At 70.5% G+C, this 18700-nt stretch carries 12 protein-coding genes; 2 read left to right on the top strand and 10 right to left on the bottom strand.

Translation table 11 applies throughout. The annotated features are described in order from the left end of the window. Positions 1–85 precede the first annotated feature (85 nt). Genes GUI43_RS04705 through GUI43_RS04720 form a run of 4 tightly spaced genes read right to left on the bottom strand, consistent with a single transcriptional unit; the run spans position 86 to position 6046 of the window. Positions 86–1723, bottom strand: a complete 1638-nt coding sequence (locus GUI43_RS04705; RefSeq protein WP_112698084.1) for an ABC transporter substrate-binding protein — start codon at positions 1721–1723, stop codon at positions 86–88. A 54-nt stretch (positions 1724–1777) separates the two neighbouring features. Continuing rightward, the gene (locus GUI43_RS04710; protein ID WP_238682526.1) at positions 1778–2686 is read right to left on the bottom strand and encodes a carbohydrate ABC transporter permease; all 909 of its coding nucleotides are present in this window, start codon (positions 2684–2686) and stop codon (positions 1778–1780) included. Further along, positions 2683–3672 carry an ABC transporter permease gene (locus tag GUI43_RS04715; protein ID WP_112698085.1) on the bottom strand — a complete coding sequence of 330 codons (990 nt, stop codon included), beginning with the start codon at positions 3670–3672 and terminating at the stop codon, positions 2683–2685. Before GUI43_RS04715 ends, GUI43_RS04710 begins: the two co-directional genes overlap by 4 nt. A 10-nt stretch (positions 3673–3682) precedes the next feature. Beyond that, positions 3683–6046 (bottom strand): beta-xylosidase/alpha-l-arabinosidase, encoded by a 2364-nt coding sequence (locus GUI43_RS04720; protein WP_112698086.1) that lies wholly within the window; start codon positions 6044–6046, stop codon positions 3683–3685. A 318-nt stretch (positions 6047–6364) separates the two neighbouring features. On the opposite strand from GUI43_RS04720, the gene GUI43_RS04725 reads away from it, so the two are divergent. Together GUI43_RS04725 and GUI43_RS04730 are read left to right on the top strand one after the other, a co-directional pair. After that, a complete protein-coding gene (locus GUI43_RS04725) occupies positions 6365–7402 on the top strand; it encodes a LacI family DNA-binding transcriptional regulator (protein ID WP_112698181.1) in 1038 nt (345 codons plus the stop codon). A gap of 21 nt (positions 7403–7423) precedes the next feature. Beyond that, entirely contained in the window at positions 7424–8422 is a 999-nt protein-coding gene (locus tag GUI43_RS04730; protein ID WP_112698087.1) for an acetylxylan esterase, read from the top strand. Between the two features lie 18 nt (positions 8423–8440). On the opposite strand, the gene GUI43_RS04735 is transcribed toward GUI43_RS04730, so the two are convergent. The 6 genes from GUI43_RS04735 to GUI43_RS04760 form a co-directional block, all read right to left on the bottom strand. Continuing rightward, positions 8441–12085: an nSTAND1 domain-containing NTPase gene (locus GUI43_RS04735; RefSeq protein WP_146765860.1), complete on the bottom strand. Its 3645-nt coding sequence runs from the start codon at positions 12083–12085 to the stop codon at positions 8441–8443. Positions 12086–12588: 503 nt separating this feature from the next. Then, positions 12589–13053 (bottom strand): MaoC family dehydratase, encoded by a 465-nt coding sequence (locus GUI43_RS04740; protein WP_112589469.1) that lies wholly within the window; start codon positions 13051–13053, stop codon positions 12589–12591. 20 nt (positions 13054–13073) lie between these two features. Next, a complete protein-coding gene (locus GUI43_RS04745) occupies positions 13074–14222 on the bottom strand; it encodes an acyl-CoA dehydrogenase family protein (protein WP_112698089.1) in 1149 nt (382 codons plus the stop codon). Between the two features lie 46 nt (positions 14223–14268). Further along, positions 14269–17094: an AAA family ATPase gene (locus GUI43_RS04750; RefSeq protein ID WP_112698090.1), complete on the bottom strand. Its 2826-nt coding sequence runs from the start codon at positions 17092–17094 to the stop codon at positions 14269–14271. Between the two features lie 64 nt (positions 17095–17158). Continuing rightward, on the bottom strand, positions 17159–17770 hold the full coding sequence (locus GUI43_RS04755) for a TetR/AcrR family transcriptional regulator (RefSeq protein WP_112589463.1): 612 nt from the start codon (positions 17768–17770) through the stop codon (positions 17159–17161). Between the two features lie 94 nt (positions 17771–17864). After that, on the bottom strand, positions 17865–18632 hold the full coding sequence (locus GUI43_RS04760) for an SDR family oxidoreductase (protein WP_112605524.1): 768 nt from the start codon (positions 18630–18632) through the stop codon (positions 17865–17867). Between the last annotated feature and the right edge of the window lie 68 nt (positions 18633–18700).

The following is an 18700-nucleotide window of genomic DNA, read 5'->3' on the forward strand; positions in this document are numbered from 1 at the left end:
CGCTCCCTCCGGTCGACTCAGCTGATCCGTGGTCGCCGGGGGTCCGGCCGGGCCGCGACAGGCCGCCCGACCGGACCCCCGCTGATCAGCTGTTGTTCTTCTGGAACCGCTCGTACGCCTTGTTGACCAGGTCGATGTACTGGTCGGAGTTCTTGGCCTTCAGCTCGGCCACGTACGCGTCCCACTCGCTGAGCGGACGCTGCCCCAGGGCGAACTTCAGCGTGTTCTGGGTGACGAAGTCCTTCAGCGGGGTCTCCCAGAGCGACACCTGCTCGCGCTCCTCATCGGTCAACGGGGCGGGCGGTGGCACCTCCCTCGGCTTGCGGGCGTCCATCACCTTCTGGAACTCCAGCTCCTCCGGCGAGAAGAACCCACGGACCAGGTCGGGGGTGCCGCCGTAGGCGAAGACGCCGTTGTGGAAACCGAACTCCTTCTGCAGGTGCTTGGTGCCCTTCGGGTTGATTCCGAGGAAGTCGACGTCGGGCGTGACCGAGCGCTTGCCGGAGGCGTCCTTGGTGAAGGTGGTGCCCTCGACACCCCAGCGGGCGAACTCCATGCCGGCGTCGGAATACCAGAGCCAGTCGATGAACTGCATCATGGCGACGAAGTTCTTGCTCTCCCGGGCCTTCGTGGAGATCATGATGCCGTTCTCCAACCGGGGGAACGGGTTGATCTCGCCGGCCGGGCCGATCGGCAGCGGGATCTTGGCCAGCTTGGCGTTCGGCAGCGTCTTGGCCAGGTCGGGCCGGTGGTTGTTGACCAGGGTCTGCGCGTTGCCGGTGACCACGAAGGACTTGCCGTTGGCGAGCTTCTGGCGTGCCTGGTCGTCGGTCTGGGTGAAGCTCTCCGGGTCGAGCAGGCCCTCGGCGACGAGCTTGTGCAGGTAGGTGACCATCTGCTTGTACTGCTCGGAAGCGCCGGTGTAGTTGAACTTCTTCGCCGCCGGGTCCCAGGTGGCGTGCTGGTAGTCCCAGCCCGCCTGGGTGCCGTGGGCCGAGCCGAGGATGTTCAGCAGGGCCCCGGTGGGGTTGGGCTTGCTGAAGAGGTCGGAGTACGGGTAGACGTTCGGGTACTTCGCCTTCATCGCCTTGAGCACCGTGTACAGCTCGTCCCAGGTTTTCGGGACCGCCAGGTTGAGCTCCTGCATGATGTCGGTGCGCACCAGCACCGTGTAGTCCTGCGTGGGCTTCTCGTGGACGCCGGGGAGCAGGTAGAACTTACCGTCGGACTGCCGCAGGTTGTCGATCTCCGGCTTGAGGTTCCACTTGGCGATCTTGTCCTTGAGGTTGGGCATCAGGTCCAGGTAGTCGCTCACCGGGAGGATCGCCCCGGAGGACACGAACGCGTTCTCCTGCGGGTGGTACGTCTTCGGGATGATCAGCGGGGCGTCACCGGCGCCGATCAGCAGGCTGCGCTTCTGCTCGTAGTCGCTCAGCGGCACGGCCACCGGCTCGATCTTGACGTTGGTCCGCTTGGTGAGCTCCGACCAGAACAGCCAGTCTTCCTTGAGCGGGTAGAACGTGTGGTTGTTGTAGAGAGTGGAGAACGAGAGTGCCTCGGTGGCCTTGAACTGGTCACCGACGCCGTAGTTGGCCATCGCGCCGGCCCGGTTCCCGGAGAGGTCAGTCGACTCGCCGGGGTCCTCGGAACAGGCGGTGGCAAGGGAGAGCGCAAGCAGACCCGCTGTGGCCATTGCCACGCGGCGCCACGTCTTGTGGAGCATGGCTCGTCCTTTCGGTGGTGGGGATTCGAGGGGGAAGCGGTGCGGCGCCCGGCGTCATCCCTTGACCGCGCCGAGCATCACGCCGCGGACGAAGTACCGCTGAACGAAGGGATAGATCGCCAGGATCGGCAGGGTGGTGAGCACGATCGTCACGGCCTGGAGGGTGGCCGCGGCCTGGACCTTGTCGGCGTCGGCCGCGGCCGACTCGGCGCTGGTGGCGCCCGCGATGAGGTTGCGGAGGTACACGGTGACCGGCAGCAGATCCTGCCGGTCGATGTAGAGGAACGCGGTGAACCACGAGTTCCAGAAGGAGACCGCGTAGAAGAGCACCATCGTCGCGATGATCGCCTTCGACAACGGCAGCACGATCCGCAGCAGAGTCCCGTACGTGTTCAGCCCGTCGACGGCCGCGGCCTCCTCCAACTCGCTCGGCAGACTTTCGAAGAACGCCTTCATGACGAGCAGGTTGAACACACTGATGGCATTGGGGATCACCACGGCCCAGATGGTGTTCTTCATGCCCAGGCTGGTGACCAGCACGTAGTTGGGAATCAGGCCACCAGAGAAGAACATGGTGAACAGCGCGACACCGATGAGGAACGGGCGACCCTTGAGCTGCGGCTTCGACAGCACGTACGCGTAACACGTGGTCAGCACGATCGAGATGAGCGTGGCGACCACCGTGTAGACCACGGTGTTGCGGTAGTTCGTCCAGAACATCGCGTCCGACATCAGCAGCTTGTACGCGGTCAGGTCGAACCCACGCGGGACGATGGTCACCTTGCCGGCGATGATGTACGCCTCTTCGCTGAGCGAGCGGGCAACGATGTTGAGGAACGGGTACAGCGTCACGACCACGACGCCGAGCAGGACGATCGTGTTGACCACCCGGAAGATCCGGTAGCCCCGGCTGTCCACCGGCCCGCGCGTCTTCGGGGCGTCGATCTTCGTACCAAGGGTCACCACAGGCTCGTCCCCACAGTGCGACGGGAGATGACGTTCGCCGACAGGACGAGGATCAGCCCGATCACCGCCTCGAAGAGGCCGATGGCGGCGGCGTAGCTGAAGTTGCTCGACTGGAAGCCCATCCGGAACAGATAGGTGGAGACCACGTCGGCGGTCGGATACGTCAACGGGTTGTAGAGCAGCAGGATCTTCTCGAACCCGACCGCCAGGAAGCTGCCGATGTTGAGGATCAGCAGGGTCACCATCGTCGGGCGGATGCCGGGCAGCGTGACGTGCCAGGTCTGCCGCAGCCGGCCGGCGCCGTCGATCCGGGCGGCCTCGTACAGGTCCTCGTCGACGGTGGTGAGGGCGGCGAGGTAGAGGATCGTGCCCCACCCGACGGTCTGCCAGACCTCGGACGAGACGTAGATGGTGCGGAACCACTCCGGTTTCTGCAGGAACGCCACCGGGTCGCCACCGAACAGGTTGACGAGTTGGTTGGCCGTGCCGTCGATCGAGGTCAACTGCATGACCATCGCCGCCACGATCACGATCGACAGGAAGTGCGGCAGGTAGGACACGGACTGGACGAACCGCTTGAAACGGCGGGCCCGGACCTCGTTGAGCAGCAGCGCCAGCACGATCGGCAGCGGGAAACAGAACAGCAGGGTCAGCGTCCCGAGCACCAGGGTGTTGGTGAACACCTCCCAGAACGTCGGGTCGGTGAGGAACATCCGGAAGTAGCGCAGCCCGACCCAGTACTCACCGAAGATGCTGCCGCCCGGCTTGAACCGGCGGAAGGCGATGATGTTGCCGATCATCGGCAGGTAGCGGAAGACCAGGAAGAACAGCAGCGGCAGGATGGCGAGGGAGTAGAGCTGCCAGTCCCGGCGCAGTGCCTGGCGCCAACTGCGACGGCGTCGTGGCGAGCGCGGGGCAGGGCTCTGCGCCTGCTGCGGAGAATTCGGCGGCGCCGGCGGCGGTGGCCGCAGGGTGGATGTCATCCGTGGCCTCCTATGCCGACTGTGGAACGGCAACGAGGGGCTCGACCCGCACCGAGGTGAGCAGTTCCCGCTCGAAACCGACCTGGCGCTCGGTGCCGACCAGTCGCAGCGGCAGGGCCGCCGCCGCGTCGCCGCTCGATCGGCCGAACCGCAGCTCGACGTCGCCGGGCTCGACGATCCGTTGGCCGGTCAGCCCGGTGAACGACGCCACGTCGGCCGGTACGCCGAACGTCACGTGCGCGGCCTCGCCGGGCGCCAACGGCAGCCGGGTGTAGCCGATCAGCCGCACCACCGGACGGGTGGTCTGCGCGACCGGGTCGTGCAGGTAGAGCTGCACGACCTCGGTCGCGGCCCGCTCACCGGTGTTGGCGACGGTGATCCGCACCCGTACCTCGCCGTCGACCGGCCAGGCAGTCGGATCTTCGCGCGGTTCGACCACCGTCGCGTCGGACCACTCGAAGGTGGTGTAGCTCAGCCCGTGGCCGAACGGGTACGTCGGGGTCGGATCGACCGAGGAGACCTTGTTGCGCCGACCGAGTGGCGGCGCGAGGTAGGTGCTCGGCAGCCCGCCAGCGTCGCGGGGAACACTGACCGGCAACCGCCCGGAGGGGTCGACCGCGCCGGTGAGCACCTCGGCGAGTGCCTGCCCACCGAGCTGACCGAGGAAGAACGTCTGCACCACGGCCGCCGCGCCGTCGAACTCCGGGCCGAGCGCGTAGGGGCGACCGGCCATCAACACCAGGACGACCGGGGTTCCGGTGGCGAGGACGGCGCGGACGAGGTCGCTCTGCACGCCGGGTAGTCGCAGGTCGACGGCGTCGCAGCCCTCACCGGAGGTGCCCCGACCGAACATTCCCGCCCGGTCGCCGACGGCCAGCACGCACACGTCGGCGTCGGCGGCCGCGGCGACCGCGGCCGGGATACCCGAGGTGTCCTCGCCGGTGATGGCGCAGCCCGGCTCGTGGGTGAGCAGCGGGACGCGTCGGGCCAACTCGTCGCGCAGTGTGGGGATGTCCAGGCCGAGCCCGAATTCGCTGTGGTTGACGCCCACGTGGTTGGGGAACGAATAGCAGCCGAGCATGGCCATCGGGTCGTCGGCGACCGGACCGACCAGGGCGACCCGGCTACCCACGGTCAGCGGGAGGACGCCGGTGTTGCGCAGCAGGACGACTGACTCGCGGGCCAGGCGAAGGGCGATGTCCTGGCTGGCCTCGTCGTCGAAGCGCAGGGACGCCACGTCGTCGGGCAGCTCCTGCCAGCCCTCGTCGAGCAGACCGAGCTCGATCTTCTGGATCAGCACCCGACGCAGCGCGCAGTCGATCAGCGCCTCGTCGACCTCGCCGCGGCGAGCCGCCTCCACCAGCGGTCCACCGAAGGCGTCCACTGTGGGCAGCTCGACGTCGATCCCGGCCCGCAGGGCGAGCCGGGCCGCGTCGGCGGGATCCCCGGCGACTCCGTGCAGGGTCTGGAGGAACCGTACGGCGAAGTAGTCGGCCACCACGGTGCCGGTGAAGCCCCACTCGTCCCGCAACAACCCGGTCAGCAGCCCACGGTCTGCCGCCACGGGCAGGCCGTCGATCTCGGCGTAGGAGTTCATCACCGAGCGCGCGCCGCCGAGGCGCAGCGCCATCTCGAACGGCGGCAGGATGACGTCGGCCAGCTCGCGGCGACCCATCGGCACCGGCGCGAGGTTGCGTCCGCCCCGGGAGGCGGAGTAGCCGGCGAAGTGTTTCAGAGTGGCCACGACGCCGGCCCGCTCCAGGCCCCGCACGTAGGCGGCACCTGTCGTGCCGACCAGGTAGGGGTCCTCGCCGATCGTTTCCTCGGTACGGCCCCAGCGGTAGTCCCGGGTGACGTCCAGCACCGGTGCGAGGCCCTGGTGCACACCGGCGACGCGCATCGACCGCCCGATCCGGTCGGCCATCGCCTCGACCAGTTCGGGGTCGAAGGACGCGCCCCAGCTGAGCGGAGTCGGGTAGACGGTGGCCCGCCAGGCCGCGAACCCGGTGAGGCACTCCTCGTGCACCTGCGCCGGAATGCCGAACCGACTCGCGGCCACGATCTGCGCCTGTGAGGCCGCCAGCGACCGGGCGCCGAACACGGGGTCGACCGGGGCGGTGCCGAACGGGCGGGTCAGCTGACCCAACCCGTACTGGATGACAGTGCTCCACGGCGGCAACTCGCTGATCATGTCCGACTGGTGCGGTGCGACGCCCTCGCCGCTGGCGTCCGCGCCGACCCAGACACCGACGAGCTGGGCGATCTTCTCTTCGAGGGTCATCTTCGGTAGGAGCGCCTCGGCTCGCTCGGTGGGCGACAGCCGCTGATCACGCCACGGCGCGGCGCCGCCGTCCTCGAGCGACTGACTTCTCATGCCATGACCCCTTAGCTCCGGCCACATCCCCGTGCCCTCGTGAACCAGCTGCGTGGCGGACGTATCTCACGATCCGAAACTTTCCGGAAACCTGCGTAACCTTTTCGGCAACCTAAGTGTCCCATCGATGCCTGTCAAGAGTCTCAATCGGACTACCAGGGGGCGGATCCTGCACACGGTGACCCCACGATCAGCGCTCAGTCGCCGAGAAGCCGCGCAATGTCCCGTGAATGCCCAGCCCGAGTGCGGCACCCACTGGCGTGAATGTCTCATCGTGTTAAGGTCGCCCGAAACTTTCGGATGTTGTATGAGGCCGCGATGACAGAGCACCGCCCGCTCGACCCACCCGCCTCCACCACCATCGCGACCATCGCCAACGATGTCGGCGTATCGGTCGCGACCGTGTCCAAGGTCCTCAACGGACGCGGCGATGTCGCCCCCGGCACCAGAGCCCGGGTGGAGGCGAGCCTCGACCGCCACCAGTACCAGCGCCGCGCCCGGCGACACGCGACCAGCGGCGGCCGGGTGGACCTCGTGTTCCACGAGTTCGACACGGGTTGGGCGATGGAGATCCTGCGGGGCGTCGAGGCGGTGACCTCCGCCGCCGGCATCGGGCTGTCGATCGCCCAGCTCGACGGCGCGCACCGCCCGCCGGCACGATGGCTGGAGGCGTTACTCGCCGACCGCCCCCTGGGCGTGGTGTTCGTCCTCTCCCACCTGGCCGAGGCCCAACAGCAGCATCTGCGCCGGCAGGGCATTCCGTTCGTCGTCGTCGACACGGACAGTGCCACCTCGGCCTCCGTGCCGACCGTCGGGTCGAACAACTGGAACGGCGGTCTGCTCGCCGCCCGGCACCTGCTGGAGCTGGGGCACCGACGGATCGCCATCATCTCCGGGCCACCCGACGTGCTGTGCAGCAGAGCCCGGGCCGCCGGCTTCCAGTCGGCCCACGACGAAGCCGGAATAGTGGTCGACCGCGAGCTGATCCGCTACGGCAGTTTCTCCGCCGGAGCGGGGCACGCCCACGGTCTGCAACTGCTCCAGCGGCCGGACCGACCCACGGCGATCTTCGCCGGGTCGGACATCCAGGCCATGGGGGTGCTCCGGGCCGCCCGTCAGTGCGGCCTGCGAGTGCCCGAGGACCTCTCGGTGATCGGGTACGACAACCTGCCGGTCTCGGCCTGGACCGACCCGGCCCTCACCACGATCAACCAGCCGTTGCGTGACATGGCCGGCATCGCCACCCAGATGTTGCTCGACCTGACCAGGGGGAACGAGCCGGCGACCAGCCGGATCGACCTGGTGACCGAGCTGGTCGTCCGGGAGAGCACCGCGCCCCCCGCCCACCCGCACTGACCCCGGCCCCTGCGAGGACCCGTGCCCCACTCCGCCTTCACCTTCGACGACCTTCAGCGGTACGCACCCGAGGTCGCCGAACCCGATGACTTCGACGAGTTCTGGCGGGACACGCTCGCCGAGGCGGCCGCCGTGCCGGTGCTCGTCGACGTCCGCCCCGAACCCACCGACCTGCGGCTGCTCGACTCCTGGGACGTCACGTTCGCCGGCTTCGGCGGTGACCCGGTCCGCGCCTGGTACACCCGCCCGGCCGGGGTTCGCGAGCCGCTGCCGGCCGTTGTCGAGTACGCCGGCTACGGTCGCGGGCGGGGCCTGCCCCACGAACGGCCGACCTGGGCCGTTGCCGGGTACGCGCACCTGTTGATGGACAACCGGGGCCAGGCGGGGCAGCACGGCGCCGGGGACACCCCCGACCCGCACGGCGCGCCCGGCGGGCCCTGGCCGGCCACCTGGGGGATCCTCGATCCGCGCGACTACCACTACCGCCGCCTGATCACTGACGCGGTGCGGGCGGTCGAGGCGGTCCGCGCGCTGCCGGGGGCCGCGGGTGACCGGGTCACCGTGATCGGCAACAGCCAGGGCGGCGGCATCGCCCTGGCGGTGGCGGGTCTCGTCGAGGACCTCAGCGCGGTACTGACCACCGCCCCGTTCCTGTGCGACATGCGCCGGGCCGTCGCGCTCACCGACCTCGCGCCGTACGGCGAGATCGCCCGGTACCTGGCGGTGCACCGGGAGGCCGAGGAGGCGGTGTGGCGCACCCTGTCCTATGTCGACGGCGTGAGCTTCGCGCGCCGGGCGACGGCGCCGGCACATTTCGGAGTCGGCCAACGCGACACCGTCTGCCCACCGCGAACCGCCTTCGCCGCCTACAACCACTACGGCGCCGCGAACGGGAAGCCGGTGCCGCCCGAGCGGGAGATGCACGTCTACCCGTTCAACGGTCATGAGGGCGGCGAGGCCGTGCACGTCCGGCGTCAGCTGCGCTGGCTGGGCTCGGTGCTCCACTCAGCGCGGGCCTGAACGGCCCACCTTCCCTGGTCACGGCTCCAGCAGGTTCTGGACCGGAGCACACGCCCGGCAGGGCCAGACGCGTACGGTGCCGTCGTCATGCGTCGAGACGAGCCGCTCGCCGTCCGGGCTGAAGTCGACGGTCTCCACGGAGGCACCGAATCCCCCGAAGGTCACGGACCGCGCGGCCTCCGAAGCGCGCCACAGCCGAGCGGTGCCGTCCTTTCCAGAACTGAGCACCCATTGCCCGTCCGGGCTGAACGACACGTGCCAGACCGGCCCCTCGTGTCCTCGCAACACCATAGGCGCGATGCCGCTCGTGACGGAGTGGATCTGCACGGTGCCGTCGAAGCCGGCACTGGCGACCCGTTGTCCGTCCGGGCTGAAGGCCACGGCCCATACCAATCCCTCATGACCGGGAAGTAGTAGTGGTTCGGCCGTGCCGAGAGCGTCCCAAATCCGTAGGGTGCCCTCCGCGCCAGCTGTGGCGACCTTCCGGCCGTCCGGGCTGAAGGCGGCGTACCGGATCTCTTCGGCGGCTCGATGGACCACCGGGGCACTCCGGCCGGTGAGGTCCCAGATTCGTAGGCTCCTGTCGTTGCTGACGCTGGCCAGGCGACGGCCGTCAGGGCTGAAGTCGGCGATCCACGCCTGCTTCTCGTGCCCGCGAAGCACCACAGGATCGTGTCTGCCGGCGAGGTCCCAGACTCGCACGCTGCCGTCGCGGCCGCCGGTGGCCACACTCGCCCCGTCCGGACTCACGGTGAGACCGTAGACGTCGCCGTCGTGGCGGCCGAGCACCCGGGGCTCGGCCGGTGTGGCCAGGTTCCAGACCTGCACCGTGCCGTCCTCGCCGCCGCTGACCACCCGCTGCCCGTCCGGGGTGAACGCTGCGGACCAGGTGGCTTTCTTGTGGCCCCGCAGGATCAGACGATCGCTGCCCGGGTCCCAGATCCGTAGCGTGCCATCATCGGCCGCGCTCACCAGCCGGGATCCGTCCGGGCTGAACGCCAACGCCCAGACCCGGTTGGTGTGGCCGCGCAACACCAACGGGTCACCAGCGCCGTTGGCGTTCCAGATCCGTACGGTCAGATCGTCACTGGTGGTCGCGAACCACTGCTCGTCCGGGCTCAGCGCGAGCCCTTCCACAGTGCCCTCATGCCCACGCAGCACCACCGGCGCCGCCGACCCGGTCAGTGGCCACACCCAGGCCGTACCGTCGGCGCTGGAGCAGGCCAGGCGGGTGCCGTCCTGGCTGAACACCAACGTCCTGGTGGCCTCGCGTGGCCCGGTGAGGACCGTTCTGGTGGATCGCGCGGCCAGATCCCAGAGCCGTACCGTCGCGTCGTGGCCGCTGCTGGCCAACTGGCGCCCGTCGGGGCTGAAGGCCACACCGACCGCGACCTTCGTGTGCCCACGCAGCACCACCGGTCGTTCGTCGCCGCGGGCATCCCAGACCCGAACGGTGGTGTCCTCGCCAGCACTGGCGACCAACCGTCCGTCGGGGCTGAAGGCCACTCCCCAGACCGGGCCCTCGTGCCCTCGGAGGACGATGGGCCCAGCCTTTCCATCGACCTGCCAGATCCGGACGGTGCCGTCCGAGCCGGCGGTGACCAGTCGCTTCCCGTCCGGGCTGAACATCGGGCTCCAGACCTGCCCCTCGGGTCCGCCGGTGAGAGCCTGGCCCGGTCCGGAGACGCCGTGCCCGGCCCAGGTCCACACCCGCACCTCGCCGTCCGTCCCGGTGGCCGCCACCCGCCTTCCGTCCGGACTGAACGCCACGCCCAAGGCCTTCTTGCTGCTCATCGGCACAATCGCCTGCAGCCGGTCGTCGACGGCGGCCTGGCGGAGCACCATCTCCGCACCGACGGTCGGGCGGGTGGTCAGAGCGCGTCTGGCGAGGCGCTGCGCCTGCCGCGGATCGATCTGGAGTTGGTTGTCGGCCTCGACCGTCAGCTGCCGGGAAACAGCGAGGTCTCGTTCGGCGGCCGCCCGGTTCGCCTGCACCAGTGCCACTGCCGCGAGGACGCTCACCACGACAACTGTTGCCGCGAGCCCGGTCAATGCCACCCTGCTCCGCCGCCGTCGGGCTGCCCGGTGCCGGCTCTCGCGTGCACGGCTGGTCTCCAGAAAGTCCTGTTCCAGGTCACTGAGGTCCATCACCTGGCGCGTTCCCCAGAGCGCCAACTGGACCCCCCGATACAGGAATCCGTCCACGCGGTCGTGCCGATCCCACTCGGCGGCAGCCTCTGTCAGCCTGCGGTGCGAGCGCAGCAGCTCCCGATCTTCGGTCAGCCAGCGACGCAGCCGGGGCCACTCCTGGATCAGGGCCTCGTGGGCCACCATGACGCCCTTCTCGTCCGCCATGACCAGCCGCGCGGCCGTCAACCTGGCCAGTACCCCAGCCGCGGCCAAGGGGTCCACCCCGCCCACCAACTCGGCGAGGGGTGCCCGGCGTCGGGTGTCCTCGGTGCCGTCGCCGAGGGCGGTCAGGCGCAGGAAGATGTCCCGTGCCAGCCCTCGCTGCCCCTCATCGAACTGCGCGTACACCCCTTCAGCGGTACGGGTGATGGCGCCGTTCACGCCGCCTGACTCGCGGTAGTGGGCCAGCGTGATCCGCTTGCCCTGCCGCAGGCGCGACGTCTCCAAGAGTGCATGGGACAGCAGCGGTAGCGCACTTGTCTGACCGCCAACGTCTGCCACGGCCATCTCCACCAACGCCGGATCCACCAGCAACCCGGCGCGCTCCGCGGGGCCGGTGATCGTCCGACGCAGATCCTCATCGTCCATCGGGCCGATCAACAGCTGGTGCTCATGGAGAGCGGCCACCAGGGCCGGATAGGCGGCACACCGACCATAGAAGTCGGCCCGCACTCCCAGCACCACGCGCACCCTGGGGATCTCCGCTGCGGCGAGCAGCGCGGCAATGAAGCCCGATCGCTCCTCCTCGTTCCGGCAGAGCGTGAAGAGCTCCTCGAACTGGTCCACCACGATGAGCATGTTCGCGACCGATGGACGCGAATTGAGAATCTGCTCGATCATTCCGCGAATGCTGACCGGATCATCGGCCAGGTGGCGCTGGATCGTGTCACGAGCCGGGTCCTGCTCATTGACGAGGTGGAACGCAAGCTCTTCGATGGGATGTTCGCCGGGCGTCATCAGCACCGTGGCCCAGGCCGGCTGACCCTTGACGGGATTCTCGACCACGGCCGCTATCAGACCCGCTCGTAGCAGGGACGACTTGCCCGCACCGGACGGGGCGAAAACCGCGACGAACCGGAGGCGGGTGAGCATTTCACAGAGCTGAGCCACCATGCGCTCGCGTCCGAAGAACCATTCTGAGTCTTCCGGCTGAAACGCTGCCATTCCCCAGTACGGTCCGCGGCCAACCCCCACCGTCTCGGCGGACGTCACGCTCGCGATCAGGCTGTGCCACCGTTCGGTCCATTCGGCCGGATCGCCGTCGCAGGCGGCCACGTACGCCAGTGTCACCTGAAGGCTTGGCACGGTCTCTCCGCTGGCGGCCTTCGCCAGGGTGGTCACCGAGAAGTGCGCGCGTCTGGCCAGTTGACGGTAGGTCGGCGAACCCGCCTTCGTCCGCAGCTGGCGTAGGTCGAGGGCGAACCGCTCCAGCTCGCCTGCCTCCGGGTCGAGCGGCCGCTCAGGTCTTCCCACGTTGTCCCCCGTCACAGAGTTGTTTGTCAGCCTGGCGACATGATTGGCAAACAATCCATACGGGACTATATCTAGTTCCGTGGACGTCGATCGGCGAGTGTCGGGTAGCAGCCACAGCGCAACTTGGCGTGCGACGACTCAACGCGATCAACGACACGGAGGAGGACCGGGAGGGGGTGTGTGATGCACGCCAGAAACGGCACCGGCGCTGTTTACCCACAGCACTGATGGTCGTCCTGGGTACGGGGGGCGTCACGCAATCCCGGATAGACAAGGGGGGCTCTTATTCGATTACGATTTCGCTAGCGCGACTGAATGGGGCCCGTTTCGGCAGTTCGCCTCGGGGCCCAACGTTCGGTGCGTCATCGATTCGCGGCCCTCGCGGTCGCCGCCGGTATCGAGTCGGCGAGGACCAGGACCATCTCCCTCCGCATCGACCGCTACGGGGGTGCGGTGACGGGGCGGCGACGGGATCCGTCGCCGCCCCGTCAGCCTGCGGAGGGTCACTGCTCCACGGCGTGGTAGAGCCGGCTCACGGTTTCGGCCACGCAGACGGGCTTGCCGCCGCTGTCGCTCTCCACGGTGACCGTCACGACCAGCTGCACACCGCCGCTGACCGGCGAAACGTCGGCAATGGTGGCGGTGGCGCGTACGGCGGCGCCGACCCGCAGCGGCGCGGGGAAGCGCACCCGGTTCAGCCCGTAGTTGACGCCCATCGCCACCCCCTCGACCCGGTAGAGCCCGCTCGCCAACGCCGGCAACAGCGACAGGGTGAGGTACCCGTGTGCGATCGTCCCGCCGAACGGCCCCGCCGCGGCTCGGACCGGGTCGAGATGGATCCACTGGTGGTCGTCGGTGGCGTCGGCGAAGAGGTCGACGCGGCTCTGCTCGACGCGCTGCCACGGACCGGGCCCGAGGCTCTCGCCGGTCGCGGCGGCCAACTCCTCGAACGAGGTGAAGACTCTCATGCCGGATCTCCCTACAGCTACTAGAAGGCGTTGACGCCGGTGAGCGCACGTCCGATGAGGAGTTGCTGAATCTGACTGGTGCCCTCGTAGAGCGTGGCCACCCGGGCATCGCGCAGATACTTACCGACCGGGTACTCGTCGATGTAGCCGTACCCGCCGAAGACCTGGACCGCGTTGTTGGCCGCGCGGACGGCGGCCTCACTGGCGAAGAGCTTGGCCATCGACGCCTCGGTGGCGAACGGCTGGCCGCGGTCGATCAGGTCGGCGACCTGCCAGACCAGCAGCCGGGCGGCGGCGGTGTCCACCGCGATGGCGGCCAGCAGTTGTTGGACGAGCTGGTGCCCGGCGATCGGCTTGCCGAACTGGGTGCGCTGCCCGGCGTAACCGACCGCCGCGTCGAGGCAGCCCTGGGCGATGCCGACGCACCCGGCGGCCACCGACATCCGACCCTTGGCGAGGGTGGCCAGGGCCAGCCGGAATCCGGCGCCCTCGGCGCCGAGGCGGGCCGTGTCGGGCACGCGCACCTCGTCGAAGCCCAGCTCGCCGGTGGCCTGACCGCGCAGGCCGAGCTTGCCGTGGATTTCCCGCCGGGTCAGCCCGGGGCTGTCGGTGGGCACCAGGAACGCGGTGATTCCTCGGTGCCCGGGGCCGCCGGTGCGGGCGAAGACCAGCGCGACGTCGGCGGTGGTGCCGTTGGTGATGAACGTCTTCGTGCCGGTGAGCAGCCAGTCGGTGCCGTCGCGGACCGCACGGGTGCGCAGGGCGGCCGCGTCCGAGCCGCTGTCCGGCTCGGTCAGCGCGAAGCATCCGAGTGCGCTGCCGGCGCAGAGCCTCGGTAGCCACTCGTCCCGCTGTTCCGCGCTCCCGTGCGCGGCGATCGACTTCGCCACCAGGCCGAGGGAGACCGAGACGATGCCGCGCACCGCCGAGTCGCCCCGGCCCAACTCCTCCAGGACCAGGCAGTACGCGAGGTGGTCGCCGCCGGAACCGCCGTCGGTCTCGGCGATGGTCAGCCCCAGGAAGCCCAGGTCACCGAGCATGCCGACGATGGCGGGGTCGACCGATTCGCGGCGATCCCAGGCGGCGGCGTGCGGCAGCAGCTCGCGGTCGGCGAACTCGGCGGCCAGTTGGCGGACCGCCGCCTGCTCGGCGGAGAGGGTGAGGTCCATGACGCTCAAACTAGCGGTGATAGTTAAACGCGTCCAGACCGGACGTTCACCGGTCTGAGGCCAGACCGACGTGCCGCTCGGCGGTGAACGCGCGGGCCAGCTCGGTCCGCGAACGGATGCCCAGCCGGTGGAACACGTTGCGCAGGTGATGGTCGACCGTACGGGTGGAGAGGAACATCCGGGCGGCGATCTCCCGGTTGGTGGCGCCCTCGGCGACCAGCTCGGCGATCCGCAGTTGCTGGCCGGTCAACAACCGCGCCGCGGGCAGGTCCGGCGGACCGATCGACTCCCCGGCCGCCCGCAGCTCCGTGGTGGCCTGCTCGGCCCAGCACTCCACCCCGAGCAGGCTGAACATCTCGCGGGCCTGGTGCAGGTGCGTCCGCGCGTCACGAGGGCGTCGACTGCGGCGCAGCTCCTGGCCGAAGAGCAGTTCGGTGCGGGCCCGCTCGAACGTGCCGGCCTCGGTCGGGTGCAGGCGCAGCGCCGCCTGGAAGTCCCGTTCCGCCTCGGTGCCGCCCCGAGGGGCGAGCAGTGCGTGACACCGCGCGGAGAGGGCCCGGCGCAACGGGCTCGCGGTGCTGCTGGCCCACCTGTCGAACGCGGCGAGCGCGGCCGTCGCCGCCGGCCGGTGCGCCAGGTGTGCCGCCGCCTCCACCAGGTACGGGGTGGCCATCACCTGCACGAGGATCTGACCTCGACGCGTGCCGAGCCGAGCCAGCGACGCCAACCGCTCCGCGGCCTCGGCGTGCCGGCCGTCGACCAGGTCGAGCACCGCCAGGGCCCACGCGGCGAGCGCGTGCGGGCGGCTGCCCGGCGTCGGCGACTCGCCGATCTCGCGGATCCGCCGCAGGCTGGTCTCCCGATCGGCCCGGATCGCGGCGAGGACGGCGAGCATGCCCAGATGGACGTTGGCGCAGTTGACCTGCCCGGTTGCCCGGGCGACGCGCAGCCCGTCGCGGGAGGTCTCCGCCGCCGCCTCGTGTCGACCCAGCCAGTACTCGGCGACCGCCCGCAGTTCCAACGCCCGCGACAGCATGGACAGCTCACCCCGTTCCCGGGCCAGCTCGACGGCGCGTTCGGCGAGCCGGTGGGCCGCGCCGTCCACGGCCACCAGCAGTCCGGCCGCCGCGGCGCAGCTGAGCGCTGTGGGGGTCAACGCCCAACCGGTCAGCCGGTCGCCCAGCACCACGGCGCGGCGCAGCACGGGCCCGGCTCGCTCGTGGTCGCCCCGCAGGGTCGCGGCCACCCCGGCGATCAGACAGCCCATGACCTCCAGGGCCGGCGGGTCGTCTGGGCGCCGCAACGCCAGCGACCGCCGGCCGACCTCGGCGTACCGGTACTGGTCGCCGGTGAAACAGACCGCCTCGCCGGCCCGCACCAGCCCGGTCAACGCCAGGGCGCGGTCGGTGCCGTCCACCGCCGCGGCTGCGGCCAGCAGCGTGGCCGACGCACTCGACGCGGTGCCGCAGCGCAACTCCAGCTCACCGCGGAGCAGGTCGGCGCGGCCTCGAACGACCGGGTCTACGCAGACCGCGCGGAGGCGGTCGAGCAGCAGCCGGGCCTCGTCGGGTTGCCCCCCGGCCCAGGCGTAGCGGGCTGCGGTCAGCAGACGGGTGGCAGTCAGCCTCGGATGGTCGCTCAGTTCGGCGGCCCGCCGCAGGGCCACCGAGGCGGCGGCCCAGCCGTCGGGTCCGCCGACCGCCGCCTGTTCCAGCTCGGCGGCGAGGGCCGGATCGGCACCCGCGGTCGCGGCGGCGAGGTGCATCGCCCGGCGCAGCCGCTGCCCGTCCGCGACCAGCACCTCGGCGAGCAGTCGGTGCGCCGCGCGGCGCTCCGCGAGCGGCGCGCTGGCCGCGATCATCGTGCGCACCAGCGGCTGCGGAAAGGTGACGCCGCGTTGCTCGACGCGGACCAGGCCGGCGACCTCCGCCGGGGCGAGCGCCTCGACCTCGGCGCCAGCGGCGGCCGCGGCCCGGATCACTGTGCCCGGCTCCCCGTCCTCGTCGAGCGCGGCGAGCAACAGCACCCGTCGGGTCTCCGGGGGCAGCCGGTCCAGCCGGGCTCGGTACGAGCGACCCAGCGCTCCGTCCGCTGGTGGCGCGGCGGGCAACGACTCCTCGCCCCGCCACTGCCCTGCGGTGAGCACCTCGGCGAGGTCCACCAGGGCCTGCGGGTTGCCGCCGCCGATCGTGGCCAGCGCGGTCAGGGCCGACGCGGCTGGCCGGTCGGGAAGCCGGTCGCCGCCCTCGCGTTCGGTCAGCCGATCGAGTCGATCGGTGAGGACCGCGCCGCTCTCGTGCTCGGTCAACGCGCGCAGTCGGTGCGCCGGTATCCCGTCGAGGTTGGCGGTGACGTCCGCGGTGAGCAGGACGGCGAGCGGCAGGTGCCGCAGTCGGCGGGCCACGAACGCCAGCACCTGCGCGGTCTGCGGGTCCCCTCGGTCGATGTCGTCCATGGTGGCGAGCAACGGCCGGTCCCGGGCGGCGGCGGCGAGCAGCCCGAGCACGGCCATCGACAGGGTCAGCTGCCGGTCGGCCGGGCAGCTCTCCCCGCCCAGTGCGCGCCGTAGCAGTTGGCGCTGCTCGCCGGGGAGCGCGGCGGCCCGGTCGAGCACCGGGTCGACCAGGCGTTGCAGGCCGGCGTACGGCAGGGCGGCCTCCTCGGCGAGCCCGCTGCCGGCGAGCACTGTGCAGCGACTCTCGGCGTGCCGATGGGCGTAGCCGAGAAGCGCCGTCCGGCCCGATCCGGGCTCTCCGCGCAACAGCAGGGCACCGCCGGCGTTGGTCATGCCGTCGAGCAGGCTCCGGACAGCCCGGCACTCGTCGTCCCGGCCACGCAGCACGGTTAGTTGCACTCTTGATGCAGTAACCATGCCTGCCAGTGTTACCCATCGGAAACCGAATGGAAAGAGGGGGCGATATCGGGCCGGGCCGGAATCAGTCGGGCGCGACCTCGGCCAGCAGGGCGCCCACGGTCCGGGCCATCACCGCGCGGGCCTGGTCCACGCCGAGACCGAGCCCGTAGCGCAGCATCGACCAGGCCTGCCAGGTGCTCGCCGCCACCAGGGCGTTGAGCAACTGCTCCCGCCCCGGCCCGGCCTCGGCCAGCTCGACGGCGAAAAGCTCCTCGACCTCGTCGCGGACCCGTTCGATGTGCTTGAGACGGTTGCGGTGCAGCTGTTCGGAGACCGGCTCACGCATCTGGGCGGCCCGCGCCGACGGCGCGATGAGCTGGAGCAGTCGAGCTCGCTGCCGGCAGTACGCGTCGACCCGCTTCGCCAACGGCAGCCCGGTCGAGATCGGCCGGTAGGCGGCGTCCTGCTGGCGGAGCACCTCCGCGCCGCTGGCCTCGAAGAGCGTCTCCATGTCCTTGAAGTTGGTCCAGAGGGTGCGCAGCGAGATGCCGGCCCGCTCGGCGATGCGTTCCCCGGTCGGGCGGAGGTCGCCCTCGGAGATGAGCGCGAGGTGCGCCTCGACGATGGCCGCGCGGGTCCGCTCGGCGCGGGCGGTGCGCCCGTCGACCCGGCCCGCCACATCGACCCCGTCCATCCGCCCTCGCCCCCTCACCGCCACGGCGTCCCCCGACGCACCGCCGAGTCTAGACAGCCGTTGATCAGCGGCTCCGGACGCTCCGCCGACGCCCTCATCCGGCCCGGCCGGTCAGCGAGACGCCGCCGTCGCAGACGATGGTCTGCCCGGTGATCCAACTGGCGTCGTCGGAGGCCAGGAAGGCGACCGCGCCCGCCACGTCCGACGGCAGACCGAGGCGCCCGAGCGGGTACCGCGCGGCGACCTCGGCCTCCCGCCCGTCGTAGAGGGCGGCGGCGAAGCGGGTCTTCACCACGCCGGGGGCGACCGCGTTGACCCGGACCGTCGGCCCCAGCTCCACGGCGAGGCTGGCGGTGAGGTGGTTGAGCGCGGCCTTGCTGACCCCGTAGCAGGCGATGCCGGGCGACGGACCGAGCCCGGCGATCGACGAGACGTTGACGACGCAGCCGCCGCGCTCGCTCATGCCGGCGGCGCAGACCTCCTGCACCCAGCCGAGCGCGGCGACCACGTTCACGTCGAGGATCTTGCGGGCCGCGGCCAGGTCCAGCTCGACCAGCGGGCCGTGCACCGGGTTGATGCCGGTGTTGTTGACCAGCAGGTCCACCGGCCCGAACGCCGCGCTCACCTGGCTGACCGCTGCGACCCGATGCTCGGGATCGTCGGCCCGGCCCGGCACCGACAGGGCGTGTGCCGGACCGCCCAGGGTGGCGACCGCCTCGGCCAGCCCCTCGGGGCGGCGGGCGGTCAGGCCCACCCGCGCGCCTTCGGCGACGAGGCGTTGGGCGATGGCCAGACCGATCCCGCGACTGGCGCCGGTGACGATGGCGACCCGGCCCGCAAGCCGGTCCGAATATGCATTCACGGTGCAGATAGTAGGAGCGTCGATCGGTATCGGTCAACGCCTCCGACGATCGGCCGGCAGGCCACGCG

Source organism: Micromonospora noduli (assembly GCF_003264365.1).
Taxonomy (GTDB): Bacteria; Actinomycetota; Actinomycetes; order Mycobacteriales; family Micromonosporaceae; genus Micromonospora; species Micromonospora noduli.